Raw genomic sequence first — 26,289 nt, 5'->3', positions numbered from 1 at the left:
GCCAACGATAACGCAGCTATCAGGTAGCCCTTGGCGTCCTTGAGTTTTTCGCGAGCAAGCTCGCTCCTACAGTGGGTCAGTCGTTCAAACCTGGGACTGGGCGCCCTCGAACCACTTGAGCTTTTCACGCAGTACCACCACCTCACCCACGATCACCAATGTCGGCGCGTGCACTTCATGCTCCGCCACCATGCGCGGCAGGTCGGCCAGGGTGCCGGTGAACACGCGCTGGTTGGACGTGGTGCCCTGCTGGATCAACGCCGCTGGGGTATCGGCTGCACGCCCGTGCTTGATCAACTGCTCGCAAATAATCGGCAAGCCAATCAGGCCCATGTAGAACACCAGGGTCTGCGACGGCCCGACCAGGTCCTGCCAGGGCAGATCCGAGGTATTGTTCTTCAGGTGGCCGGTGATGAAGCGCACCGATTGGGCATAGTCGCGATGCGTCAGCGGAATCCCGGCATAAGCCGCGCAACCACTGGCTGCCGTGATACCCGGCACCACCTGGAACGGGATGCCGTGGGCCGCTAATTCCTCAATCTCTTCGCCACCACGGCCAAAGATGAACGGATCGCCACCTTTAAGGCGCAGCACGCGCTTGCCTTGTTTGGCCAGGTCGACCAGTTGCTGGTTGATCTGGTCCTGGGGCACGGCGTGATCGGCGCGACGCTTACCGACGTACACGCGCTCGGCATCACGACGGCACAGTTCCAAAATCGCCGGCGCCACCAAACGGTCGTACAGCACCACATCGGCTTGCTGCATCAGGCGCAGTGCACGGAAGGTCAGCAAATCCGGGTCACCTGGGCCCGCGCCCACCAAGTACACCTCGCCGGGCGCATAAGGCGGCGCGCCATTGACCTTTTCGATCAACAGGCGCTCGGCCTCCTCGCCCTGCCCGGCCAACTGGCGGTCGGCAATCGGGCCCTGGAACACTTCTTCCCAGAACGCGCGACGCTGCTGCACATCCGGGTACAAACCTTTGACCTGGGCGCGAAAACGCGCCGCCAAACCGGCCAGTTGGCCGTAGGTGGAAGGTATCCAGGTTTCCAGCTTGGCACGGATCAGGCGTGCCAGTACCGGCGCGTCACCGCCGCTGGAGACAGCAATCACCAAGGGTGAACGGTCGACAATCGCCGGGAAGATCACGCTGCACAACGCTGGCGCGTCCACCACATTGACCGGCACGCAGCGACGCTTGGCATCACTGGACACCTGCGCATTCAGTGGCTCATCGTCGGTGGCCGCGATAATCAGGGTGCAACCGTCCAAGTCGGCCTCCTGATAACCGCGCAACATCAATTCCCCGCCACTGCCCAGTACCAGCTCACGCAACTGGCTTTCGATCTGGGGAGCAACCACCCGCAACACCGCGCCGGCGTCGGCCAGCAGTCGGGATTTGCGCAAGGCAATCTCCCCACCACCGACGACCAACACACGACTGCCGCGCAGGTTATGAAACAGCGGCAGAAATTCCATTTAGCGGATGACCTCAACGCCCGCCATGTACGGCTTGAGCACCTCAGGTACACGGATCGAACCGTCGGCCTGCTGGTAGTTTTCCAGTACGGCCACCAGGGTACGGCCTACGGCCAGGCCCGAACCGTTGAGGGTGTGCACCAGCTCCGGCTTGCCGGTTTCCGGGTTGCGGAAACGCGCCTGCATGCGACGGGCCTGGAAGTCACCGCAGTTGGAGCACGACGAAATCTCGCGGTATTTGTCCTGGCTCGGCACCCACACTTCCAGGTCGTAGGTTTTCACGGCGCTGAAGCCCATGTCGCCCGTACACAGGGCCAGTACACGGTAAGGCAGCTCCAACAGCTGCAACACGCGCTCGGCGTTGGCAGTCAGGCCTTCCAGGGCTTGCATGGAGGTCGACGGCTCTACCACCTGCACCATCTCAACCTTGTCGAACTGATGCTGGCGGATCATGCCACGGGTATCGCGCCCCGACGCGCCGGCTTCGCTACGGAAGCACGGGCTGTGGGCCACCAGCTTCAACGGCAGTTGCTTGGCGTCGAGGATTTCGCCGGCGACGATATTGGTCAGCGACACTTCGGCCGTCGGGATCAGGTACAGGTCGGCTTCGCCGTCGCGGCTGATCTTGAACAGGTCTTCTTCGAATTTCGGCAGTTGGCTGGTGCCCATCAACGCCGGCGCCTGAACCAGGTACGGGGTGTAGGCTTCCTCGTAACCGTGTTCGCCGGTGTGCAGGTTGATCATGAACTGCGCCAGGGCACGGTGCATGCGCGCAATCGGGCCGCGCAGCAAGGCAAAGCGTGCGCCGGACATTTTTGCCGCGGTTTCAAAATCCAGGCCACCAGTCAATTCGCCCAGGGCGACGTGGTCCTTGATCTCGAAATCGAAGGTTTTCGGCGTGCCCCAGCGGCGCACTTCGACGTTGCCGTCTTCGTCTTCGCCGACCGGGACGGATTCGTGGGGCAGGTTCGGAATGCCCAGCAGGATCGAATCCAATTGGGTCTGAATGCCTTCCAGCTCGATTTTGCCGTCGGACAGCTCAGTGCCCATGCGCTCGACATCCGCCATCAACGGCGCGATGTCTTCGCCGCGCTGCTTGGCCTGGCCGATGGACTTGGAGCGCGCATTACGTTCAGCCTGCAGTGCTTCGGTGCGGGTCTGGACGGTCTTGCGCTGTTCTTCCAGCGCTTCGATGCGCGCAACATCCAAGGCAAAGCCACGGGATGCCAGGCGGTCCGCTACGTCCTGAAGGTTGCTACGTAACAGTTTGGAATCGAGCATGTCGGTCTCTCGTTATCAAAGTTTGGTCAAGGACAGGCCAGCCCAGGTGGCGAGCAGCCCGCCGAATACGCTGATGGCCGCATAGCCAATCGCCAGCGGCACTTGCCCGCTTTCCAGCAGGCGCACGGTATCCAGTGAAAAGGATGAAAAAGTCGTCAGGCCGCCAAGAAAGCCAACCATCAGGCCGGCACGTACCTCGACAGGCACTTCCGGGCGTAACAAAAACAGGCCGTATAACACGCCGATCAACAGGCAGCCCACGATATTAACGGCGAGCGTCGCCGTATAGAAGTGTTTCGGCCAATTGGCGTTGATCCAATTGCCGGTAGCAAAGCGCAGCAGTGTACCGGCGATACCTCCGGCCGAGACGGCGACCACCAAAGGAATCATGATTTTCTCCGCTGCCGGGGGCTCAGACGGTCGAGGGCGGCCAGGTGATTGAGCTTCTCACCGATCTTCAGCTCCAGGCCACGGGGCACTGGCTGATAGAACGGCTGCGGTTCAAGCTCATCGGGGAAGTAGTCTTCGCCGGCCGCATAGGCGTCCGGCTCATCGTGGGCATAACGGTATTCGTCGCCATACCCCAGTTGCTTCATCAACTTGGTCGGCGCGTTGCGCAGGTGCAGCGGCACTTCGAGGGAGCCATGTTCGGCGGCCGCACGCAGGGCCGACTTGAAGCCCATGTACACCGCGTTGCTTTTCGGCGCGCAGGCCAGGTAGGTGATGGCCTGGGCCACCGCCAGCTCGCCTTCCGGGCTGCCGAGGCGCTCCTGCACCTCCCAGGCGGCCAGGCACAGGCTCAGGGCGCGTGGGTCGGCATTGCCGATGTCTTCGCTGGCCATGCGCACTACACGACGCGCCAGGTACAGCGGGTCGCAACCGCCATCGATCATGCGCGCAAACCAGTACAGCGCGCCGTCAGGGTTGGAGCCGCGTACAGACTTGTGCAGCGCGGAAATCTGGTCGTAGAAGGCTTCGCCGCCCTTGTCGAAACGCCGGCGTGTGTCACCGAGTAGGCTTTGCAACAGGTCGACGCCAATCTCGCCGCCGTCTTCGGCCAGGTCGGAGGCGTTCTCCAGCAGGTTGAGAAAGCGACGCCCGTCACCATCGGCGGCGGTCAGTAAAATCTTGAAGCCTTCATCGCTGAGGCTCAGCTGGCGCTTGCCCAGGCCCTTGTCTTCGCTCAAGGCACGGTGCAGCAGCTTTCGCATCGCCGCTTCATCCAGGCTCTTGAGCACATAGACCCGCGCCCGTGATAACAAGGCGTTGTTCAATTCAAAGGACGGGTTTTCGGTGGTGGCGCCGATAAAGATCAGCGTACCGTCCTCGACGTAGGGCAGGAACGCATCCTGCTGTGACTTGTTGAAGCGATGCACTTCGTCGACGAACAGGATAGTGCGCTTGCCGTACTGCCCGGCCTGCTGCTTGGCGACTTCCACCGCCTGGCGGATCTCCTTGACCCCGGCGAGCACCGCCGAGACCGTTTCAAAGTGCGCATCCGAGACTTTCGCCAGCAACCGCGCCAGGGTGGTCTTGCCCACGCCCGGCGGGCCCCAGAAAATCATCGAATGCAGCGCACCCTGCTCCAGGGCTTCACGCAAGGGCTTGCCCCGAGCGAGCAGGTGTTCCTGACCGACGTACTCATCCAGATTGGTCGAACGCAAGCGCGCGGCCAATGGCTGGGCAATCGGGTCACTTCGAAACAGATCCATGGGCAGCGTTTGAAACCTCTGGGCAGTTTATTCCTGGATCACGTCGGCACCCTTGGGGATGTCGAACTTGAACTTGGACGCGGGCACCGGCTGGTTAGCCTTGACCCCGGAGAACAGGATATCGGTGCGCTGGCCGACGCTGTCGACCAGGCGCATGTTGTTGATCACGCCGTTGCCGAACGACAGGGACAGCGTGTCAAACAGCGTGTCCTTGGATTTTGGCTTGAGGGTGAACTCGATGACGTTGCTGGTCTGCTTGGAGGTGATGTCGAAGCTGTCGTTGATTTTCGACACATCACCCGACAACAACAGCGCCGGGGTCTGGTTCAGGCGCGGATCGAGCTTCTTGATGGTGGCCTGTTCCAGGTCCGGGTCCCACAGCGTGACTTTCTGGCCGTCGGAAACGATGGTCTGCTCCGCCTTGCCTTCGGTATGCCAGTAGAACAGCCCTGGGCGCTGCACGGCCATTTCACCGGCGGTTTCCTGCAACTGGGTGCCGCCGGCATCCAGGGTCAGCTGGGAGAAGCGCGCGGTGAGGGTCTGGGATTTGTCCAACAGGTTCTTCAGGCTGGCGACGGAAGCCGGGTCAGCGTGAGCCGAAACAGCGGTCAGGGCCAGGGCCGGCAACAACAGCATGCGGATAAAGCGCATGGGAGTCCTCATTGAGTAGTCAGGGCACGCCGCGTGTTGCCACGCGGCGCGGAATCAGTCGCGCATCTGCCCGGGGGCGATGACTTCACGCGAGCCATTGGTGTTCATTGCGGTCACGACGCCGGCCATTTCCATGGCTTCGATCATGCGGGCGGCGCGGTTGTAGCCGATTTTCAGCTTGCGCTGCACCGCCGAAATCGAGGCGCGGCGGCTTTCCAGTACGAAGGCCACGGCTTCGTCGTAGAGTGCGTCGGTTTCAGCATCATCGTCGCCACCGCTGCTGCCACCGTCGAAGCCGCTGCCGGCCTCTTCCACGCCAGCGAGAATGTCGTCGTTATATTCCGGCGCGCCACGCAGTTTCCAGGCTTCGACCACACGGTGGACTTCGTCATCGGAAACAAAGGCACCGTGAACGCGAATCGGCAGACTGGTGCCCGGCGGCATGTAGAGCATGTCACCGTGGCCCAGCAGTTGCTCGGCGCCACCCTGGTCGATGATGGTGCGCGAGTCGATCTTGCTGGAGACCTGGAACGCCATGCGCGTCGGAATGTTGGCCTTGATCAGGCCGGTGATCACGTCCACCGACGGCCGCTGGGTCGCAAGAATCAAGTGGATACCCGCCGCCCGCGCCTTCTGGGCAATACGGGCGATCAGCTCTTCAACCTTCTTGCCGACGATCATCATCATGTCGGCAAATTCATCGACCACCACCACGATAGTCGGCAGCTTGGTCAGCAGCGGTGCTTCATCGTGAATGCTTTCGCGCTTGTACAGCGGGTCGGTCAGCGGTGTGCCGGCGTCCTGGGCTTCCTTGACCTTGGCGTTGAAGCCCGACAGGTTACGCACGCCCATCTTCGCCATCAGCTTGTAGCGGCGCTCCATCTCGGCAACGCTCCAGCGCAGAGCGTTGGCGGCGTCCTTCATGTCGGTGACCACCGGGCATAGCAGGTGCGGGATGCCTTCGTAGATCGACAGTTCCAACATCTTCGGGTCGATCATGATCAGCTTGGCGTCATCCGGCCCGGACTTGAACAGGATCGACAGGATCATGGCGTTCACACCCACCGACTTACCGGAACCGGTAGTACCGGCTACCAGCAGGTGCGGCATTTTCGCCAGGTCGGTAATCACCGGCTTGCCGCCGATGTCATGGCCGAGTGCCAGGGTGACCGGCGATTTGAAGTTGTCGTATTCAGGGGTCGACAGCACTTCGGAGAAGCGCACGATCTGCCGGTCTTCGTTGGGGATCTCGATACCCACGGTGGTCTTGCCCGGGATCACTTCCACCACACGCACGCTGGTCACGGCCAGGGAACGCGCCAAGTCTTTGGCCAGGTTGGAAATGCGGCTGACTTTTACCCCGGCGGCCGGCTGGATTTCGTAACGGGTAATCACCGGGCCAGGATGGATCGAGTCCACCGACACTTCGACGCCGAATTCCTTGAGCTTGATTTCCAGCAGGTGGCCCACGGCCGCCAGGGATTCCGGGGAATAGTTGAGTTGTTTCTTTTCGGCCGGGTCCAGAATCGAGATCGGCGGCAAGGTGCCTTCGACGGCGCTGTCGATAAACAACGGTGCCTGCTTCTCTTTTTGCACGCGATGGCTGGGCTCCGGCGCCTTGGGCGGTGCCGGGGCGATCACGGGCGGCACCTGCTTTTCACGGTCCGACATGTGCTTGCTCAGGGCCTGCTCGCGCTCGATCAAGCGCTCCTTGACCTTGGCTTGCTCGCGTCGATCAGGCGTGCTTGGAGCCACCACCTCGTTGACACGGGTGTCAACCTCACGCAGCTGCGCCACCATTTGCTTGCGCTCGACACGGGCGGCCCACCAGCGGTTGGCGGCGCCCTGGAACAATTCGAACAAGTCGAGGGTGATCTTGCCGGTCACGTCCATCACTTTGAACCATGACAGGTCGGTGAATACCGTGAGACCGAACAGGAACAGCGCGATGAACATCAGGGTGCTGCCCTGGATATTCAGGGTTCTGCGCGCCAGGTCGCCAAGGCTTTCGCCCAGAGCCCCGCCTGCGCCCGCCGGCAAGCCGGTCGGTGCATGGAAGTGGATATGCGCCAGCGCCGCGCCCGACAGCACCAGGAACACCAGGCCGATCAGGCGCCAGGAAAACAGCCAGCCGCTCCACTGCCACGGCTCGTGACGCTGGCGGAAGATCTGCCAGGTCTTGATAGCCAGCAACAGCGGGAAAATGTAGGCGAAGTAACCCAGGATCATGAAGAGGATATCGGCGCTGTAGGAACCTACCGGGCCGCCGAAATTCTGCACGTCATCGATCTTGCTGTTATGGCTCCAGCCCGGATCGTCCTTGCCATAGGTGAGCAAGGCCATCATCAGGAACAGGCACAGCGCACCGATGGCAATCAGTGCGCCTTCCTTGAGTCGGTAATGCAGGTGCTGGCGCCAGGCCGGTACGACTGCTGCTTTAGGTGCTGCGGCGGATTTCTTCAAAACGGGTCTATTCCTGCGCCTTTAGCGCGTCCATCTGTTGAATGACTACACACGACTGCTCTATCCGGAGCAGCTGAAAAATGAACGAATGTTGCTGAATCTACTTTTAACATCAGGTGACGGATAGGTGAAATGGCGATAACGCCACAATGGCCGCATTGTACGGGTTTGCGTGCGTGATGCCACACACTTGCCCTTCACCTGACTGCGCGGACAATTTGAGCACGCATTGTCTTTGCTGACAAAGGCTTATGAGCTGTATTTAGCAATCCAGGCAAGCTTGGCAAATGGCCGGCATGTGCCAGACCCGATTACGACAACACCCTGTGTATAGAGTTGCAGAAACACCCGCTCATGCTAATCCACGTCAATAGCCTATTCGGGCTGGCCCCGTGGCGCCGGGTCGTCAATAATCAACGCTTGCGGCGCAGGTGAATGACCTGCCACTCCCCTCCCCTACCGTAAGCCTGGATGCCATGCTGACCTGGTTACAACGCGACACCCTGACGTTCCCTCCCCTGGCCAAGGCCATGCGCGAACCCAACGGCCTGCTCGCCGCCGGTGGCGACCTGTCGGCCGAACGATTGATCCAGGCCTACCGCCATGGCTGCTTCCCCTGGTTCTCCGAAGGCCAGCCTATCCTCTGGTGGTCACCCGACCCGCGCACAGTGATATTCCCCGACGAGCTGCATGTTTCCCGCAGCCTGGGCAAATTATTGCGCCAGCAGCGCTATACCGTGACCTTCGACCAGGATTTCGCCGCCGTCATCCAAGCCTGCGCCGCGCCCCGCGCCTACGCCGATGGCACCTGGATCACCGAAGGCATCCAGCAGGCCTACCTGGAGCTGCACCAGCGAGGCTACGCGCATTCCGTCGAGGTCTGGGACCAGGGCGAACTGGTAGGCGGCCTGTATGGCCTGGCGATGGGGCAGCTGTTTTTTGGCGAGTCCATGTTCAGCCGCGCCGACAACGCCTCCAAATTCGGTTTCGCCACATTGACCCGGCAACTGCAAGCCTGGGGGTTTGTGCTGATCGACTGCCAGATGCCCAACGATCACCTGCACAGCCTGGGTGCCCGCGGCATACCGCGCAGCGTCTTCGCCGACTTCCTGCACAAACATCTGGACCAACCCAACGCTAGCCCGTGGGTTTCCTAGGCGACTTTCGCACACGTGGCTTACACTTATTTCAAAGCTTATCCCGAGGGTTGATCATGACCGAGCTGGCGCGCTTGAAGTTCTATGCCACTCAAGCCCACTCATGCAGCTATCTGCCCGACGAGCAGGCCACCACGCTGTTCCTCGATCCCAGCCAGCCCATGGACGTGCATGTGTATGCCGACCTGTCCGAGATGGGCTTTCGGCGCAGCGGCGATCACCTGTACCGCCCCCATTGCCAGAATTGCAATGCGTGTGTGCCTGCGCGCATCCCGGTGGCTCAATTTTCGCCCGACCGTAACCAGAAACGTATTCTCAAGCGCAACGCCGACTTGGCCGTACACGCCACTAAACCTCAATACAGCGAAGAATATTTCGATCTCTACCAACGCTATATCGAGCAGCGTCATGCCGACGGCGATATGTTTCCGCCCAGCCGCGACCAATTTTCCACGTTCCTGGTGCGTGACCTGCCCTTTTCGCGCTTCTACGAGTTCCGCCTCGACGGCCGCCTGCTGGCCGTGGCGGTGACCGACCTGCTGCCCAATGGCCTCTCGGCGGTGTACACCTTCTACGAACCGACCGAAGAACGCCGCAGCCTCGGGCGTTTCGCCATCCTGTGGCAAATAGGCGAAGCGCTGCGCCTGGAGCTGGAAGCGGTGTACCTCGGATACTGGATCAAGAACTGCAAAAAGATGAACTATAAGACTCAATATCGGCCCATTGAGCTGCTGATTAATCAAAGATGGGTCACGCTTAACTAGAACCCCTTGGCTTGAACACCCTTTTTCGGGCACAATGCACGCCGCTTTTGCCTGGCGCAGTTGCACCGGGCCATTCACTGGATACCGAGGGCTTTACTGCATGTCGAAAGAAGACAGCTTCGAAATGGAAGGCACTGTCGTCGACACCCTGCCCAACACCATGTTTCGTGTGGAGTTGGAAAATGGGCACGTCGTAACCGCGCATATCTCCGGCAAGATGCGCAAGAACTACATTCGTATTCTTACCGGTGACAAAGTGCGCGTCGAGCTGACGCCCTATGACTTGAGCAAAGGGCGCATCACTTACCGCGCTCGCTAAGCAAGTCAATACAAAACGCCCGGTTATGCCGGGCGTTTTTGTGTGCGCAGGATTTAACAGTCACCACTTGACTCTGTGGGAGCTGGCTTGCCTGCGATAGCGGCGGGTCAGATATAGATGCGCTATTGAAGGACCGCCATCGCAGGCAAGCCAGCTCCCACAGTTGAACGTCATTACTTCGTAAATCGTATTGCACACAGCAAAAAGGCGCCTTTCGGCGCCTTTTGCAATGTTGCAGCTAACGATCAGGCCATTTCCGCCGTGGTCTCGAACTCGAAGGTCAGCTCGCCGTCCTTCAGATCGATGTGCACCACGCCGCCATGGTCGGAGAGTTCGCCGAACAGGATTTCTTCGGCCAATGGCCGTTTGATCTTGTCCTGAATCAGACGCGCCATTGGGCGTGCGCCCATTGCCGCATCGTAGCCGCCCTCTGCGATCCAACTGCGGGCCGCTTCCGTCACATCCAGCTGCACGCGCTTGTCTTCCAACTGCGCTTGAAGCTCGGTGAGGAACTTGTCCACCACGCTTTTGATGACCTCATGGCTGAGGCGACCAAACTGGATAATGGTGTCCAGGCGGTTGCGGAACTCCGGCGTGAAGCTCTTTTTGATCACTTCCATGGCATCAGACGAGTGATCCTGATGCGTAAAGCCGATCGAAGCACGCGCCGCGGTTTCAGCACCGGCGTTGGTGGTCATGATCACGATCACGTTGCGGAAGTCTGCCTTGCGCCCGTTGTTGTCGGTCAGGGTGCCGTGGTCCATGACCTGCAACAGCAGGTTGAAGACTTCCGGGTGAGCCTTTTCGATTTCGTCGAGCAGCAATACGCAGTGTGGCTGCTTGGTGATCGCCTCGGTCAACAGGCCGCCCTGATCGAAGCCGACATAGCCCGGAGGCGCGCCGATCAAACGCGACACCGTGTGGCGCTCCATGTACTCGGACATGTCGAAACGCACCAGCTCGATGCCCATGGCCTTGGCCAACTGGCGAGCCGCCTCGGTCTTGCCGACGCCGGTCGGGCCTGCGAACAGGAACGAACCGACTGGCTTGTCCGGCGACTTGAGGCCCGCACGGGACAACTTGATCGCCGTGGACAGCGAGTCGATGGCCGCATCCTGACCAAACACGGTGAGCTTGAGGTCGCGCTCCAGGTTACGCAGCAACTCCTTGTCGGAACTGGTGACGTGTTTTGGCGGAATCCGCGCGATCTTGGCCACGATGTCCTCGACCTGAGGCACGTCGATGCGCTTCACGCGCTTCTCGACCGGCTGCAGGCGCTGGTAGGCACCCGCCTCGTCGATCACATCGATGGCTTTGTCTGGCATGTGCCGGTCGTTGATGTAGCGCGACGCCAGCTCAGCCGCCGCACGCAGGGCCTCATCGGTGTACTCGATGCCATGGTGCGCTTCAAAACGCCCCTTGAGCCCGCGCAGGATGCCGATGGTGTCTTCAACCGAAGGCTCGGACACGTCAACTTTCTGGAAGCGACGCGCCAGGGCACGGTCTTTTTCGAAGATGCCGCGAAATTCCTGGAACGTGGTTGAACCAATGCAGCGGATATCACCCGAGGACAGCAGTGGCTTGAGCAGGTTGGAAGCGTCCATCACCCCACCGGAAGCCGCACCGGCGCCAATGATGGTATGGATCTCATCGATGAACAGGATGGCCTGCGGGCGTTTTTTCAGCTCGCCGAGCAACGCCTTGAAGCGCTTCTCGAAATCGCCACGGTACTTGGTCCCGGCGAGCAACGCGCCCAGGTCAAGGGAGTAGACGACACTGCTGGCCAGCAGGTCTGGCACCTGGTTGTCGACAATGCGCTTGGCCAGGCCTTCGGCAATCGCGGTTTTACCCACGCCCGCCTCGCCCACCAGCAATGGGTTGTTCTTGCGACGACGCGCCAGGATCTGCGCCACACGCTCAACCTCATGCTCACGCCCCACTAGCGGATCGATCCGCCCCTGGCGCGCCATTTCATTGAGGTTACTTGCATAGGCATCCAGCGGGTTGCTGGAAGAAGAAGACTCGCCGCCCTCCTCGTCCTGCATGTCCTGCTCACCCTCGGAATGATCGCCGTGCCCAGGCACCTTGGAGATACCGTGGGCGATGTAGTTGACCACATCAATACGGGCAACGCTCTGCTGCTTGAGCAGAAACACGGCCTGGCTTTCCTGTTCGCTGAAAATTGCCACAAGTACATTCGCGCCTGTGACCTCACGCTTACCGGAGCTCTGTACGTGGAACACAGCACGCTGCAATACCCGCTGGAAGCCCAGGGTTGGCTGGGTTTCGCGGTCCTCGTCATGCACGGGGATCAGTGGCGTGGTGGAGTCGATAAACTCCTGCAGGTCATGCTTGAGCTTGTCAAGGTTGGCGCCGCACGCACGTAGAACGGTGGCGGCAGCTTCGTTATCCAAAAGTGCCAGCAAAAGGTGTTCGACGGTCATGAATTCATGACGCTTCGAACGAGCCTCCTTGAAGGCAAGATTGAGGGTGACTTCGAGCTCGCGGTTTAACATAGCTTCACCTCATACCCAAGTGGTCGGCGTTAACCGTCCTTCTCGATTTCACAGAGTAGCGGATGCTGGCTTTCCCTGGCGTACTGGTTGACCTGCATGGCCTTTGTCTCGGCTATGTCGCGGGTAAACACTCCACATACTGCCCGTCCTTCTGTGTGAACGGCCAGCATTACCTTGGTCGCCAACTCGCGGTTCAGGTTGAAAAACACCTCGAGCACTTCGACGACGAAATCCATCGGTGTGTAGTCATCATTAAACAAAACCACCTTGTACATCGGCGGCGCCTGTAAAGCAGGCTTCGCCTCTTGAACAGCAATGCCTGCAGAACCGTCGTCATGTTCCTGATCCGGGCGATCCTGATTGAATGTTAGTCGAATCTGGCTGTTTGCATGCATGGGAAAGAAAGGTTCGTCAGTGGTTCAATTACAGTGGTGGGGGCGACCTGTCAGAATTTCAACTCTGACCGCCTGGTCGCCTTGACTATCGGCGAAACGGTGTTACAACCAATAGAACCCACAGTGGGTAAAAAAGGTCCGCGCAGTCAACCTTATTTATTCGGGTTAGGACGGATAGACAGGATGATACTCCAGTGATGGAGTCTGGTGCAGAGGGATATGGGAATGGCTAGTGGTAAGGTCAAATGGTTCAATAATGCCAAAGGTTTCGGCTTCGTCATTGAAGACGGCAAGACTGAGGACCTTTTTGCGCATTTCTCAGCGATCCAGATGGAAGGCTACAAAACGTTGAAAGCGGGTCAGCGTGTCAACTTTGAAATCATTCAAGGGCCAAAAGGCATGCATGCCGTAAATATTGTTGATGCGCCTGCCACTGCAGGCGTGAAAGAAACAAAGGTAGAAAAATCAGAGAAGCAACGGGCCTGACCAGCCACTGAAATTAAGCACTCAAAGCAAACCGGCCGCCCCGATTCATCAGTGCGGCCGGTTTTCTCTGCCTGTTTACATATGCTTGATCAACGCATCACCGAAGCCCGACGACGACACCAACGTAGCGCCATCCATCAGACGCTCGAAGTCATAAGTCACGGTCTTGGCCGAAATCGCGCCGTTGGTGCCCTTGATGATCAGATCCGCCGCCTCGACCCAGCCCATATGCCGCAGCATCATTTCTGCCGACAGGATCAATGACCCTGGGTTGACCTGATCCTTGCCCGCATATTTAGGCGCAGTACCATGGGTGGCTTCAAACATTGCAACGGTGTCCGACAGGTTGGCCCCCGGTGCAATACCGATGCCGCCCACTTCCGCCGCCAAGGCATCGGACAGGTAGTCACCATTGAGGTTAAGCGTGGCGATCACGTCATACTCGGCCGGGCGCAGCAGGATCTGCTGGAGCATGGCGTCGGCAATGGCATCCTTGACCACCACATTCTTGCCGGTCTTGGGGTTCTTGAACTGCATCCACGGCCCGCCATCGAGCAGGGTCGCGCCGAACTCTTCAGCCGCCACCTCGTAGGCCCACTCCTTGAAGGCCCCTTCGGTGAACTTCATGATGTTGCCTTTGTGCACGATGGTCAGCGAGTCGCGGTCGTTATCCACCACATACTGCAAGGCCTTGCGCGCCAGGCGCTTGGTGCCCTCTTTGGAGACCGGCTTGACGCCAATCCCGCAATCCTGGTCGAAACGGATCTTGGTAACGCCCATTTCTTCCTTGAGGAACTTGATCACCTTGATCGCCTCCGGCGAACCGGCCTTCCACTCGATGCCGGCGTAAATATCCTCGGAGTTCTCACGGAAGATGGTCATGTCCACGTCGCCAGGCTTTTTCACCGGGCTGGGCACGCCTTCGAACCAGCGCACCGGGCGCAGGCACACATACAGGTCGAGTTGCTGGCGCAGGGCCACGTTCAGCGAGCGGATGCCGCCGCCGACCGGCGTGGTCAGGGGACCCTTGATGGACACCACGTAATCCTTGACCGCCTCCAGGGTTTCCTGGGGCAGCCACGTATCCTGGTCGTAGACTTGCGTGGCCTTTTCGCCAGCGTACACCTCCATCCAGGAGATTTTGCGCTTGCCGCCGTAAGCCTTTTCAACAGCGGCGTCGACCACCTTGATCATCACCGGGCTGATGTCGACGCCAATACCGTCACCTTCGATGTAGGGGATGATCGGTTGGTCAGGAACATTGAGAGAATGGTCTGCATTGACGGTGATTTTGTCGCCGACTGCCGGAACCTGAATCTTCTTGTATCCCATGCTGAACTCCATCTATGGATTGAACATCTGGCTGCGTTCGAGCCTACTCCAGATAAATGGCGACTGAAACCTCACGCCATGCTCATTTGCATCGAAAACAGCATATTTGGTGGCCTACAAGCCTGAAAGCAAAGGGAAAAGCGCCAATCTTGAGCACATCCCACCACCCCGTGCGCCTGCGACCTTTAGACCAATGGACGAGCCTCCTTTTTCATGAAGGCTCAGCGTAAGCATAGCGACCTATGTATAATGCCGCCGCTGACCAAAGAGTCACGACGGCGGACCGCTCTAGAACGTAGCCTTTCGCCAGAAAGCCGGACTATTACCATAGCCCACCCGCTTGACGCTCGACTGATGCAAACCAACATCACCGCGAAGAAACCTCGACATTTCGCTCATGGATGACTTTGAACGAACGCGCTCTACCCGGCGCATCTCGAGTTTCTGCGCACGCTTTCAGCAAAGAAGAGAGTTAATCCGAATATGCCCACCCGCTCGAAGATCATCTACACCTTCACCGACGAAGCCCCAGCCCTCGCCACCTATTCACTGCTGCCTATCGTAGAGGCCTTCACCGCTTCCGCTGATATTGCCGTGGAAACCCGCGACATTTCCCTCGCCGGGCGCATCCTCGCAAGCTTCCCCGAGCAACTGGGCACCAAGGCCATCCCGGACCACCTCGCCGAACTGGGCGACCTGGCCGTTACGCCTGAAGCCAACATCATCAAGCTTCCCAACATCAGCGCCTCGACCCCGCAGCTGCAAGCCGCGATCAAGGAACTGCAGGCCCAGGGCTACGCCCTGCCGGACTACCCTGAAACCGTAACCACCGACGCGGAAAAAGAAACCCGTGCACGTTACGACAAGGTCAAGGGCAGCGCCGTGAACCCGGTCCTGCGCGAAGGCAACTCCGACCGTCGCGCACCGCTGTCGGTCAAGAACTACGCACGCAAGCACCCGCACAAGATGGGCGCCTGGGCTGCCGACTCCAAGTCGCACATTGCCCACATGAACAACGGCGACTTCTACGGCAGCGAAAAAGCCGTGCAGATCGAAGCCGCTGACGCTGTCAAAATTGCGCTGGTCGCAAAGGACGGCACCACCACCGTCCTGAAGGAAAAGACCAACGTACAGGCCGGCGAAATCATCGACACCGCCGTGCTGAGCAAAAAAGCCCTGCGCAGCTTCATCGCCGCTGAAATCGAAGACGCCAAGAAGCAAGGCGTGCTGCTGTCGGTCCACTTGAAAGCCACCATGATGAAGGTCTCCGACCCGATCATGTTCGGCCAGATCGTTGCCGAGTTCTATAAAGACGCCCTGGCCAAGCACGCCACCGTGCTGGAGCAGATCGGCTTCAACCTGAACAACGGCATCGGCGACCTGTACGCCCGCATCAAGGCCCTGCCGGCCGACCAGCAAGCGCAGATCGAAGCCGACATCCAGGCGGTCTACGCCGCGCGCCCTGCCCTGGCGATGGTCAACTCCGACAAAGGCATCACCAACCTGCACGTGCCGAGCGACGTGATCGTCGACGCCTCGATGCCAGCAATGATCCGCGACTCCGGCAAGATGTGGGGCACCGACGGCCAGTTGCACGACACCAAGGCCGTGATCCCGGATCGCTGCTACGCCACCATCTACCAGGCGGTCATCGAAGACTGCAAGGCCAATGGCGCCTTCGACCCAACCACCATGGGCAGCGTGCCAAACGTTGGCCTGATGGCCAAGAAAGCCGAAGAGTACGGCTCCCACGACAAGACCTTCCAGATCAAGGCTGACGGCGTTGTCCGCGTCACCGACAGCCAGGGCAACCTGCTGATGGAACAGAACGTCGAAGCTGGCGACATCTTCCGCATGTGCCAGACCAAAGACGCGCCGATCCAGGACTGGGTCAAGCTCGCCGTCAACCGTGCTCGCGCCAGCAACACCCCGGCCATCTTCTGGCTGGACCCTAAGCGCGCCCACGATGGTGTAGTCGTCGAGAAAGTTCAGGCTTACCTCAAAGACCACAACACCGAAGGCCTGGACATCCGCATCATGGCCCCGGTCGATGCGATGAAGTTCACCCTGGAGCGCACCCGCAAGGGCCTGGACACCATCTCGGTGACCGGTAACGTACTGCGCGACTACCTGACCGACCTGTTCCCGATCATGGAACTGGGCACCAGCGCCAAGATGCTGTCGATCGTGCCGCTGATGAACGGTGGCGGCCTGTTCGAAACCGGCGCTGGCGGCTCGGCTCCAAAGCACGTGCAGCAACTGCTGGAAGAAAACTTCCTGCGCTGGGATTCTTTGGGCGAGTTCCTGGCCCTGGCCGCGTCCCTTGAGCACTTGGGTGTGACATACAACAACCCGAAAGCCCTGGTACTGTCCAAGACCCTGGACCAGGCTACCGGCCAGTTCCTGGACAACAACAAGTCGCCATCGCGCAAAGTCGGCAACATCGACAACCGCGGCAGCCACTTCTACCTGGCGCTGTACTGGGCACAAGCCCTGGCCGCCCAGACCGAAGACACTGCACTGCAAGCGCAGTTTGGCGAATTGGCCAAAACCCTGGCCGAGAACGAAGCAACCATCGTTGCCGAACTCAACGCCGTACAGGGCAAGCCAGTGGACATCGGCGGCTACTACGCGCCGAACCCAGAGCTGACCAGCAAAGCCATGCGCCCAAGCAACACCCTCAATGCGGCGATTGCCAAGTTGAAGTAAGGTTGTAAGGATGCAAAGAAGCCCCGGCCAAGTGCCGGGGTTTCTGCTTGTAGGGACTTCATTGAAGAAACCCAATCCAATGTGGGAGCTGGCTTGCCTGCGATTGCAGTCTGTAGGAGCGAGCTTGCTCGCGAAAAACTCAAAGGCGCCGCGTTCATTCAGCAAGCACGCGTTATCGTTGACGTTTTTCGCGAGCAAGCTCGCTCCTACAAAAAAGCCTTAATTGACTGGCATTAAGGCAAGCCAGCTCCCACATTGAGCATGCCACCTTCCAGATACCGAGGCTCGCAATGACCTGGCTCCCCCACATCACCGTCGCCACCATCGTCGAAGACAACGGCAAGTTCCTGATGGTCGAAGAACTCAAGGGCGGCCGCGCCGTGCTCAATCAGCCCGCCGGCCACCTGGACCCGAACGAAACCCTGACCGAAGCCGCCGTGCGCGAGACGCTGGAAGAAACCGGCTGGGACGTGGAAGCCACCGGCATCGTCGGCATCTACCTGTACACCGCACCCAGCAATGGCGTGACCTATCAACGGGTCTGCTTTGTCGCCAAGGCCCTGAGACACCACCCGGAGTACCAACTCGACGAAGGCATCCTGCGCGCCCGCTGGTTGACCCGTGACGAGCTGATGGCGGTGCGCGACGACTGGCGCAGCGAGCTGATTATCCGCTGCATCGATGATTACTTGGCCGGCCAGCGCCACAGTCTCGAATTGATCCGCCCTTCTCTTTAGCCTTGCGGGCCCAGGCCTGCTAGAATCGCGTCCTTTTTCAAGACACCCGTTGAAACCCTATGCGTGATCCAGCCCCTTCTGACACACAAAAGAAGCGCGTCATCGTCGGCATGTCCGGCGGCGTGGACTCTTCCGTTTCCGCCGTTCTGCTCATGGAGCAGGGTTATGAGGTGGAAGGCCTGTTCATGAAGAACTGGGAAGAAGACGATGGAACGGAATACTGCACCGCCATGGACGACCTGGCCGACGCCCAGGCCGTGTGCGACAAGATCGGCATCAAGCTGCACACCGCCAACTTCGCCGCCGAGTACTGGGACAATGTGTTCGAGCACTTCCTGGCCGAATACAAGGCCGGCCGCACGCCGAACCCGGATATCCTGTGCAACCGCGAAATCAAGTTCAAGGCCTTCCTCGACTACGCCATGATGCTCGGCGCCGACCTGATAGCTACCGGCCACTACGTGCGCCGTCGCGATATCGATAGCCGCACCGAATTGCTCAAGGGCCTGGACCCGAACAAGGACCAGAGCTACTTCCTGCATGCCGTCGGCGGTGAACAGATCGCCAAAACGCTGTTCCCGGTCGGCGAGCTGGAAAAGCCCGAAGTGCGCAAGATCGCCGAGAAGCACGGCCTGGCCACCGCCAAGAAGAAAGATTCCACCGGTATCTGCTTTATCGGCGAGCGGCGTTTCAGCGACTTCCTCAAGCAATACCTGCCCGCGCAACCCGGCGAGATCAAGACTACCGACGGTGAAGTGATCGGCCGTCACCACGGCCTGATGTACCACACCATCGGCCAGCGTCAGGGCCTGGGCATTGGCGGCCTGAAGGACGCAGGTGAAGAGCCGTGGTACGTGCTGGTCAAAGACCTGGAAAACAACGTGCTGGTGGTCGGCCAAGGCAATGAGCACCCGCTGCTGTTCTCCGGCGCCCTGCTCGCTTCCGAGATCTATTGGGTCAACCCGATCGACTTGAGCACCCCGCGCCGCCTGACCGCCAAAGTGCGTTATCGCCAGAGCGACCAGCCCTGCACCCTGGAAAAGACCGCCACCGGTTACCGCGCCATCTTCGATGACCCGCAACGCGCGGTCACCCCTGGCCAGTCCGTGGTGTTCTATGACGGCGAAATCTGCCTGGGCGGCGGCGTGATTGAAGTTGCGCAAGCCTGGAGCAACCCGGCATGAGCCCGACCCAGGAGCAGTTGACAGCCCTTGGCGGTGTGTTTCTCGCTGCGGTACTGGTGGACAAGATCGCCAAGACCGGCCAGGTCACTGAAGCCGGCCTGACCTGCATGCTCGGTAGCCTGCTGATCCGCGATCCCAAGGACACCCTTGAGGTTTACGGCGGCGACGACCTGGCGCTGCGTGAAGGCTATCGCGCCCTGATCGGCGCCCTGGAGCGCGACCCCAGCACCTTGCAGCGCGAACCGTTGCGCTATGCCCTGTCGATGCTTGGCCTTGAGCGCCAACTGGCCAAGCGCGACGACCTGCTGGACACCATCGGCAAGCGCCTGCCGCAGATCCAGTCCCAGGTAGAACACTTCGGCCCGGCCCACGAAAACGTGATCGCAGCCTGTGGTGCGCTGTACCAGGACACCTTGAGCACCCTGCGCCAGCGCATCCAGGTGCACGGCGATATGCGCAACCTGCAACAACCCAACAACGCGTCGAAAATCCGCGCATTGCTGCTGGCCGGTATTCGTTCGGCACGCTTGTGGCGCCAGCTGGGCGGTCATCGCTGGCAGTTGGTGATCAGCCGGCGCAAATTGCTCAAAGAGCTTTACCCGTTGATGCGCAACGAATAAGTCGCACCAACAGGCTGTTTTCAAGCCATTACGCGTAATACGCCGGTCAGTTGGCGACGGACCGGCGGTTTTTTTCATGTATGATACGCGCCCCATTTCGTTGCCCGACTGTCCGAGAACACCCCATGCAGCTCTCTTCGCTCACTGCGGTTTCCCCTGTTGACGGCCGCTACGCCGGCAAAACCCAGGCCCTGCGCCCTATTTTCAGCGAGTACGGCCTGATCCGTGCCCGTGTCCTGGTTGAAGTGCGCTGGCTCCAGCGCCTGGCCAGTCACCGCGCCATCAGCGAAGTGCCGGCGTTTTCCGCCGAGGCTAACGCTGTATTGAACGCCCTGGCGGAAAACTTCTCCCTGGAGCACGCCGAGCGTGTGAAAGAGATCGAGCGCACCACCAACCACGACGTCAAAGCCATCGAATACCTGCTCAAAGAGCAAGCGGCCCAACTGCCGGAACTGGCCAAGGTCAGCGAGTTCATCCACTTTGCCTGCACCAGCGAGGACATCAACAACCTGTCCCACGCCCTGATGCTGCGCGAAGGCCGTGATGACGTGATGTTGCCGCTGATGCGCCAGACTGCCGAAGCCATCCGCGAGCTGGCGATCCGTTTCGCTGCCGTGCCGATGCTGTCGCGCACCCACGGCCAGCCGGCCTCGCCAACTACCCTGGGCAAAGAACTGGCCAACGTTGTGTACCGCCTGGAGCGCCAGATCGCCCAAGTCGCCGCCGTGCCATTGCTGGGCAAGATCAACGGCGCCGTAGGCAACTACAACGCCCACCTGTCGGCCTACCCTGAGATCGACTGGGAAGCCAACGCCCGCGCCTTCATCGAAGACGAGCTGGGCCTGGGTTTCAACCCCTACACCACGCAGATCGAACCGCACGACTACATCGCCGAGCTGTTCGACGCGATTGCACGCTTCAACACCATCCTGATCGATTTTGATCGCGATATCTGGGGCTACATCTCCCTGGGCTACTTCAAGCAGCGCACCATTGCCGGCGAAATCGGTTCTTCGACCATGCCGCACAAGGTCAACCCGATCGACTTCGAAAACTCCGAAGGCAACCTGGGTATTGCCAACGCCCTGTTCCAGCACCTGGCCAGCAAGTTGCCGATCTCCCGCTGGCAGCGCGACCTGACCGACTCCACTGTACTGCGCAACCTCGGTGTCGGCTTTGCCCACAGCGTGATCGCATACGAAGCCAGCCTCAAAGGCATCAGCAAGCTGGAGCTCAACGAGCAGAAGATTGCCGCTGACCTGGACGCGTGCTGGGAAGTACTGGCCGAGCCGATCCAGACCGTGATGCGCCGCTACAACATCGAAAACCCCTACGAGAAGCTGAAAGAATTGACGCGCGGCAAGGGCATCAGCCCCGAAGCGCTGCAAACTTTCATCGACGGCCTGGACATGCCAGCCGCGGCCAAGGCCGAGCTGAAACTGCTCACCCCGGCCAACTACATCGGCAACGCTGTAGAGCAAGCCAAGCGCATCTGATCCAAGCAAGCTCCTTTGAGACGCCCGGCCGCGCCGGGCGTTTTTATTCCTGTCTTAAAAGTGCTTTTTTTCAATAGGTTACACATGAATCCTGATATCCCTCTTCAACTTCTGGGCGGCATCACGGCACGGGAATTCCTGCGCGACTACTGGCAGAAAAAACCGCTGCTGATCCGCCAGGCCCTCCCTGACTTCGAAAGCCCGATTGATGCCGACGAACTGGCAGGCCTGGCCCTGGAAGAGGAAGTCGAGTCGCGCCTGGTGATCGAACACGGCGAGCGCCCGTGGGAACTGCGCCGCGGCCCGTTCGCCGAAGACGCTTTCAGCACCCTGCCCGAGCGTGAGTGGACCCTGCTGGTGCAGGCGGTCGACCAGTTCGTGCCGGAAGTGGCTGAGCTGTTGGAGCACTTCCGCTTCCTGCCGAGCTGGCGTATCGATGATGTGATGATCAGCTTCGCCGCGCCGGGTGGCAGCGTCGGTCCGCATTTCGATAACTACGATGTGTTCCTGCTGCAAGCCCAGGGCAAGCGCAACTGGAAGATCGGCCAGATGTGCAATTCCGAAAGCCCGTTGCTGCAACACGCCGACCTGCGCATCCTCGCCGAATTCGAAGAAAGCGCCGAATGGGTACTGGAACCGGGCGACATGCTCTACCTGCCGCCGCGCCTGGCCCATTTCGGTATTGCCGAAGACGACTGCATGACCTATTCCGTCGGTTTCCGTGCACCGAGCGCCGCTGAAGTGCTGACCCACTTCACCGACTTCCTCAGCCAGTACCTGACCGACGAAGAACGCTACACCGACGCCGACGCCCAGCCGGTCAGCGACCCGCACCAGATTCAGGGCGACGCACTGGACCGCCTCAAGGGCCTGCTCGCCGAGCACATGAGCGATGAGCGCATGCTGCTGACCTGGTTCGGCCAGTTCATGACCGAACCACGCTACCCGGAGCTGGTAGCCGGCGAAGAGTTGGGCGAAGAAGACTTCATCAACAGCCTGCAAGACGGCGCGATCCTGGTGCGCAACCCGAGCGCGCGCCTGGCCTGGTCCGAAGTGGACGACGACGTCCTGCTGTTCGCCAGCGGCCAGAGCCGTTACCTGCCGGGCAGACTGCGTGAACTGTTGAAGCTGGTGTGCTCGGCGGATGCACTGCACAGCGAAAACCTGGGCGAGTGGCTGGCCGACGAAGACGGTCGCGACCTGCTGTGCGAACTGGTCAAGCAAGGCAGCCTGGGGTTCGCGGATGAATAGAATTCACGTAAGTGTCGCGGACTGGCGAAAGGATATCGACGAGATTCGGCGCATTCGTGAAGCGGTATTTATCGCTGAACAATCGGTCCCGCCTGAACTGGAGTGGGACGCGGACGATGCCGGCGCCATGCATTTTCTTGCATACGAAGGCGACTTCCCGATTGGCACTGCTCGACTGCTGCCCAGCGGCGAGATCGGGCGCGTGTCGGTACTCAAGGACTGGCGCGGGCTGAAAGTCGGCGACAAGCTGATGGAAGCCGTGATTGGCGAGGCTGTGAAACGCGGCCAGACCCGGCAGTTCCTGAGTGCGCAGGTGTATGCGGCGCCGTTCTATGAGCGGCTGGGTTTCAAGATTGTCAGCGATGAGTTTCTTGAGGTCGGGATTCCGCATGTGGATATGGTGCGCGAGGGCTAATTCGAGACCGCGCCGCCTTTATCGCAGGCAAGCCAGCTCCCACATTTGACTGCATTCCAAGTGTGGGAGCTGGCTTGCCTGCGATAGCTATTTCAGCAACACCCTGAATGCCCTGCCTGCCAGGGCATTTTGCCGTCTACGATTCAACTTGCACCCTGCCAGGCCGACAAACTGGCACTATCAAGCAAATGACTCGCAGAGATAACGGACATGTCCCTACGCACCCTGCTCACCGCCCTCCTGATGACCGTCAGCGCTTGCGCCATGGCCGCCACTGAAGTCGTCAACCTGAACAACCGCACCAGCGCCGACCTGCTGCCCGTGGCGCAGAACTTCATCGGCAAGGACGGCACCGTCAGCGCCTACGGCAACCAACTTATCGTTAACGCTGAGCCCGCCAAGATCGAGGGCTTGCGCGCACTGCTCGGCCAATTGGATACACCGGCCAAACGCCTGCTGATCACCGTCGATACCAACGAGAACAACCAGCAGAACAGCGGTGACAGCCAGACCCGCATCATCAGCTACGGCACTGCCAGCCGCGACGGTGGCGTGCAGCAGATCCAGGCCAGCGAAGGCGTGCCTGCGCTGATCCAGGTCGGCCAGAGCGTACCGCTGACCACCACGCAACAGGACAGCTATGGCCGTCTGCAAAACCAGACCCAGTATCGCAACGTCACCCAGGGCTTTTACGTGACCGCCAGCGTCACTGGCGAAACCGTACACCTGGCCATCAGTACCAACCGTGACCGCATGAGCCAGGAACGTCCCGATGTAGTGAACGTGCAAAGCACCGACACAACTGTCAGCGGCCGCCTGGGCGAATGGATCCCCCTGGCCGGCATCAATCGCGAAACCCAGGCGGACAAATCCTCTACAACCCGCAGCTACTCTACTCAGGGCCGCGATGACCTGACTTTACGGGTCAAGGTCGACACCCTGAACTGAAGCACCGAAAACTGACTGGCAAGTCGCATTAGACTAAAGATGTAGTGCTTTAAAAAAAGCACTACAAAACATTTGACGAGCCAAAAAAGCATGGGCATGATGGCCTCGCTCCCGCTAATCAGGGGCCCTGGCAAGGGCCTTCGGATCGCTGCTCTAAGCTACCCACCTGAGCCGATTCGTGTCTGTACCGCCCACAAGGTGTGTTTGACGTTGGTTGCGACTGGAACGAAGTTGTCCCGAGGGACGGAAGCTAACCAGGTAACCCGGCTACACACTGATGGATCGTACCAAGGCCCACGACGCCCGAAGACCGTTCGCAGTTTGCCCTTACCTGCTCAACTCCCCCCTTTGAGCCCCATCGTTCATCCCGTCGCCTACCTCCGTCAGATTTGACTTGAACACCAAAGCTTCTGGTCAGCGAGCAACCCTACCCAGGCAACGAATGCCGGGCTGGCAAACGGATACTTCAAACAAGACGCGACGAGGTTTTTCCCCATGGCACTGACACGCGAACAGCAAATTGCAGCCCTTGAAAAAGACTGGGCTGAAAACCCACGCTGGAAAGGCGTAACCCGCGCTTATTCCGCTGCTGACGTCGTCCGCCTGCGTGGCTCGGTTCAACCTGAGCACACCTTTGCAAAACTCGGCGCCGAGAAGCTGTGGAACCTGGTCACCCAAGGCGCCAAGCCGTCCTTCCGTCCCGACAAAGATTTCGTCAACTGCATGGGCGCCCTCACTGGCGGCCAGGCAGTCCAGCAGGTAAAAGCCGGTATCCAGGCGATCTACCTGTCCGGCTGGCAAGTGGCAGCGGACAACAACTCCGCTGAATCCATGTACCCCGACCAATCGCTGTACCCGGTGGACTCGGTGCCAACCGTGGTCAAGCGCATCAACAACTCGTTCCGTCGTGCCGACCAGATCCAGTGGAAAGCCGGCAAGAACCCAGGCGATGAAGGCTACATCGACTACTTCGCGCCAATCGTGGCCGACGCCGAAGCCGGTTTCGGCGGCGTACTCAACGCCTACGAACTGATGAAAAGCATGATCGAGGCAGGCGCTGCCGGCGTGCACTTCGAAGACCAGTTGGCCTCGGTGAAAAAATGCGGCCACATGGGCGGCAAGGTACTGGTACCGACCCAGGAAGCCGTACAGAAGCTGACCGCCGCTCGCCTGGCCGCTGACGTGGCCGGTACGCCGACCATCATCCTGGCCCGTACCGACGCCAACGCAGCAGACCTGCTGACCTCGGACTGCGACCCGTACGACCAGCCGTTCGTCACCGGCGAACGCACCCAGGAAGGCTTCTACAAAGTGCGCGCCGGCCTCGACCAGGCTATCGCCCGTGGCCTGGCCTACGCGCCGTACGCCGACCTGATCTGGTGCGAAACCGCCAAGCCGGACCTGGACGAAGCACGCCGCTTTGCCGAAGCGATCAAGAAGGAATACCCGGACCAACTGCTGTCCTACAACTGCTCGCCTTCCTTCAACTGGAAGAAGAACCTGGACGACGCGACCATCGCCAAGTTCCAGCGTGAGCTGTCGGCCATGGGCTACAAGCACCAGTTCATCACCCTGGCCGGTATCCACAACATGTGGCACAGCATGTTCAACCTGGCGCACGACTACGCCCGCAACGACATGACGGCCTACGTGAAGCTGCAGGAGCAGGAATTCGCTGACGCCGCCAAAGGCTACACCTTCGTGGCGCACCAGCAGGAAGTGGGCACCGGCTACTTCGACGACATGACCACCGTAATCCAGGGCGGCACCTCGTCCGTGACCGCGCTGACCGGCTCGACCGAAGAAGAGCAGTTCCACTAAGTACCGCGTACACGGCCACTGCGGCCCCACGGAAGACCTAACCGCAGTGCCGCGCAACAATCACGCCCCGACTGGTTCGGGGCGTTTTTTTTGCCTAGGAATCACCGAAAATCAATGGTGGGAGCTGGCTTGCCTGCGATGGCGGTGGGTCAGAGGCAGGTGTTTCAGCTGATTCGCTGCTATCGCAGGCAAGCCAGCTCCCACATTGACCGCGCCCTATCCATAGTTTTTTGCTAAAAACATTGATCCAGAGCGGTATCCGCACAGGCCCAATCGGGTAAAAGAGCCGTTGCAGCAACTAAGCAGCACTCAAGCAAGTAACGCTAACTTCCCGCGCCACATGAGAAACACTCGCTTAAACCTCTGCGCAAACAATATTCATTATCATTTGGCGCTTGAAAACTTCGTTACATCTTAAACAAAACATATTTGATGAAAAGCCCGCTAATGCCCACACCACAAGGGCTACAGCCCCAAGAAGGTGCACTATGTGCTTATTCCACCGAATAATTTCGCCCTGGGAATTTTACTTGCCCGGTGTTTAGCCATAAAA

Annotated in this window: 22 protein-coding genes; 13 read left to right on the top strand and 9 right to left on the bottom strand. The window is 59.8% G+C overall.

From position 1 onward, the window contains the following. Positions 1 to 84: 84 nt before the first annotated feature. Genes cysG through ftsK form a run of 6 tightly spaced genes read right to left on the bottom strand, consistent with a single transcriptional unit; the run spans position 85 to position 7,586 of the window. Positions 85 to 1,479 carry a siroheme synthase CysG gene (gene cysG, locus TX24_RS11435; protein WP_003192077.1) on the bottom strand — a complete coding sequence of 465 codons (1,395 nt, stop codon included), beginning with the start codon at positions 1,477 to 1,479 and terminating at the stop codon, positions 85 to 87. After that, positions 1,480 to 2,760 (bottom strand): serine--tRNA ligase, encoded by a 1,281-nt coding sequence (serS, locus tag TX24_RS11430; protein ID WP_003192079.1) that lies wholly within the window; start codon positions 2,758 to 2,760, stop codon positions 1,480 to 1,482. It lies immediately after the preceding gene. Between the two features lie 15 nt (positions 2,761 to 2,775). Continuing rightward, complete coding sequence (crcB, locus tag TX24_RS11425; protein ID WP_003192080.1) at positions 2,776 to 3,150, bottom strand: fluoride efflux transporter CrcB; 375 nt, start codon at positions 3,148 to 3,150, stop codon at positions 2,776 to 2,778. Then, positions 3,147 to 4,472 (bottom strand): replication-associated recombination protein A, encoded by a 1,326-nt coding sequence (locus tag TX24_RS11420; protein WP_003192082.1) that lies wholly within the window; start codon positions 4,470 to 4,472, stop codon positions 3,147 to 3,149. Before TX24_RS11420 ends, crcB begins: the two co-directional genes overlap by 4 nt. A gap of 27 nt (positions 4,473 to 4,499) precedes the next feature. Then, positions 4,500 to 5,123, bottom strand: a complete 624-nt coding sequence (gene lolA, locus TX24_RS11415) for an outer membrane lipoprotein periplasmic chaperone LolA (RefSeq protein WP_003174700.1) — start codon at positions 5,121 to 5,123, stop codon at positions 4,500 to 4,502. 54 nt (positions 5,124 to 5,177) lie between these two features. Next, positions 5,178 to 7,586 (bottom strand): DNA translocase FtsK, encoded by a 2,409-nt coding sequence (gene ftsK, locus TX24_RS11410; protein WP_003192084.1) that lies wholly within the window; start codon positions 7,584 to 7,586, stop codon positions 5,178 to 5,180. Positions 7,587 to 8,062: 476 nt separating this feature from the next. Between ftsK and aat the strand changes: the two genes are divergently transcribed. From aat to infA, 3 genes are all read left to right on the top strand, one after another. Further along, a complete protein-coding gene (gene aat / locus TX24_RS11405; RefSeq protein ID WP_057710358.1) occupies positions 8,063 to 8,743 on the top strand; it encodes a leucyl/phenylalanyl-tRNA--protein transferase in 681 nt (226 codons plus the stop codon). Between the two features lie 56 nt (positions 8,744 to 8,799). After that, positions 8,800 to 9,507: an arginyltransferase gene (locus TX24_RS11400; protein WP_057710357.1), complete on the top strand. Its 708-nt coding sequence runs from the start codon at positions 8,800 to 8,802 to the stop codon at positions 9,505 to 9,507. Between the two features lie 100 nt (positions 9,508 to 9,607). Then, positions 9,608 to 9,826 (top strand): translation initiation factor IF-1, encoded by a 219-nt coding sequence (gene infA / locus TX24_RS11395; protein WP_002553999.1) that lies wholly within the window; start codon positions 9,608 to 9,610, stop codon positions 9,824 to 9,826. Positions 9,827 to 10,071: 245 nt separating this feature from the next. On the opposite strand, the gene clpA is transcribed toward infA, so the two are convergent. Beyond that, positions 10,072 to 12,342 (bottom strand): ATP-dependent Clp protease ATP-binding subunit ClpA, encoded by a 2,271-nt coding sequence (clpA, locus tag TX24_RS11390; protein WP_003192090.1) that lies wholly within the window; start codon positions 12,340 to 12,342, stop codon positions 10,072 to 10,074. 29 nt (positions 12,343 to 12,371) lie between these two features. Next, entirely contained in the window at positions 12,372 to 12,737 is a 366-nt protein-coding gene (gene clpS / locus TX24_RS11385) for an ATP-dependent Clp protease adapter ClpS (protein WP_003192092.1), read from the bottom strand. Positions 12,738 to 12,962: 225 nt separating this feature from the next. On the opposite strand from clpS, the gene cspD reads away from it, so the two are divergent. Continuing rightward, positions 12,963 to 13,223 (top strand): cold shock domain-containing protein CspD, encoded by a 261-nt coding sequence (cspD, locus tag TX24_RS11380; RefSeq protein ID WP_003192094.1) that lies wholly within the window; start codon positions 12,963 to 12,965, stop codon positions 13,221 to 13,223. Between the two features lie 75 nt (positions 13,224 to 13,298). Here cspD and icd read toward each other — a convergent pair whose 3' ends face one another. After that, on the bottom strand, positions 13,299 to 14,555 hold the full coding sequence (gene icd / locus TX24_RS11375; RefSeq protein ID WP_034134539.1) for an NADP-dependent isocitrate dehydrogenase: 1,257 nt from the start codon (positions 14,553 to 14,555) through the stop codon (positions 13,299 to 13,301). 483 nt (positions 14,556 to 15,038) lie between these two features. Here icd and TX24_RS11370 point away from each other — a divergent pair, with 483 nt between their 5' ends. The 9 genes from TX24_RS11370 to aceA all read left to right on the top strand — a co-directional run bounded on the left by TX24_RS11370 (position 15,039) and on the right by aceA (position 25,736). Continuing rightward, entirely contained in the window at positions 15,039 to 17,264 is a 2,226-nt protein-coding gene (locus tag TX24_RS11370; protein WP_003192096.1) for an NADP-dependent isocitrate dehydrogenase, read from the top strand. A gap of 290 nt (positions 17,265 to 17,554) precedes the next feature. Then, positions 17,555 to 18,001 carry an NUDIX hydrolase gene (locus TX24_RS11365; RefSeq protein WP_003192098.1) on the top strand — a complete coding sequence of 149 codons (447 nt, stop codon included), beginning with the start codon at positions 17,555 to 17,557 and terminating at the stop codon, positions 17,999 to 18,001. Between the two features lie 59 nt (positions 18,002 to 18,060). Continuing rightward, the gene (mnmA, locus tag TX24_RS11360; protein ID WP_057710356.1) at positions 18,061 to 19,185 is read left to right on the top strand and encodes a tRNA 2-thiouridine(34) synthase MnmA; all 1,125 of its coding nucleotides are present in this window, start codon (positions 18,061 to 18,063) and stop codon (positions 19,183 to 19,185) included. Beyond that, positions 19,182 to 19,805 carry a high frequency lysogenization protein HflD gene (hflD, locus tag TX24_RS11355; RefSeq protein WP_003192101.1) on the top strand — a complete coding sequence of 208 codons (624 nt, stop codon included), beginning with the start codon at positions 19,182 to 19,184 and terminating at the stop codon, positions 19,803 to 19,805. The genes mnmA and hflD overlap by 4 nt, the downstream gene beginning before the upstream one ends. A gap of 125 nt (positions 19,806 to 19,930) precedes the next feature. Next, entirely contained in the window at positions 19,931 to 21,301 is a 1,371-nt protein-coding gene (gene purB / locus TX24_RS11350; protein WP_003192102.1) for an adenylosuccinate lyase, read from the top strand. A gap of 84 nt (positions 21,302 to 21,385) precedes the next feature. Then, positions 21,386 to 22,552, top strand: coding sequence for a ribosomal protein uL16 3-hydroxylase (locus tag TX24_RS11345; RefSeq protein ID WP_057710355.1), 1,167 nt, complete (start codon positions 21,386 to 21,388; stop codon positions 22,550 to 22,552). Further along, positions 22,545 to 22,967, top strand: coding sequence for a GNAT family N-acetyltransferase (locus TX24_RS11340; RefSeq protein ID WP_057710354.1), 423 nt, complete (start codon positions 22,545 to 22,547; stop codon positions 22,965 to 22,967). Before TX24_RS11345 ends, TX24_RS11340 begins: the two co-directional genes overlap by 8 nt. A gap of 210 nt (positions 22,968 to 23,177) precedes the next feature. After that, entirely contained in the window at positions 23,178 to 23,915 is a 738-nt protein-coding gene (locus TX24_RS11335; RefSeq protein ID WP_003192107.1) for a secretin N-terminal domain-containing protein, read from the top strand. A gap of 495 nt (positions 23,916 to 24,410) precedes the next feature. After that, entirely contained in the window at positions 24,411 to 25,736 is a 1,326-nt protein-coding gene (aceA, locus tag TX24_RS11330; protein ID WP_003174717.1) for an isocitrate lyase, read from the top strand. Positions 25,737 to 26,289 lie beyond the last annotated feature (553 nt).

It is taken from the genome of Pseudomonas lactis, from assembly GCF_001439845.1.
Classification (GTDB): Bacteria; Pseudomonadota; Gammaproteobacteria; order Pseudomonadales; family Pseudomonadaceae; genus Aquipseudomonas; species Aquipseudomonas lactis.
Note: the sequence above shows the minus strand (reverse complement) of the source record. Positions and strands in the feature narration are given on the sequence as shown.